Source organism: Psychromonas aquatilis (genome assembly GCF_038155185.1).
In the GTDB taxonomy this organism is placed as follows: domain Bacteria; phylum Pseudomonadota; class Gammaproteobacteria; order Enterobacterales; family Psychromonadaceae; genus Psychromonas; species Psychromonas aquatilis.
Genome location: NZ_JBAKAZ010000333.1, coordinates 1 through 220, shown reverse-complemented (window position 1 = coordinate 220; position 220 = coordinate 1). Strand labels below are relative to the sequence as shown.

Below are 220 nucleotides of genomic sequence, written 5' to 3'. Positions count from 1 at the left end.
AAAAAGCACAAGCGGATGCTTTAGCAAAAGAGCAAGCAGAAAAAGCAAAAGCTGATGCGTTAGCAAAAGAGAAAGCGGAAAAAGAAAAAGCCGCTAAGCTCGCTAATGAGAAAGCGGAAAAAGAAAAAGCCGCTAAGCTCGCTAAAGAGAATGCGGAAAAAGAAAAGGCAGTTAAACTAGCGAAAGAGAAAGCGGAAAAAGCAACAGCAGCTAAACTAGC

General features: G+C 41.8%; 1 protein-coding gene. It reads left to right on the top strand.

Translation table 11 applies throughout. The annotated features are described in order from the left end of the window. Positions 1–220: hypothetical protein (locus V6256_RS16560; protein ID WP_341599161.1), on the top strand; the 220-nt coding region annotated here is incomplete at both ends.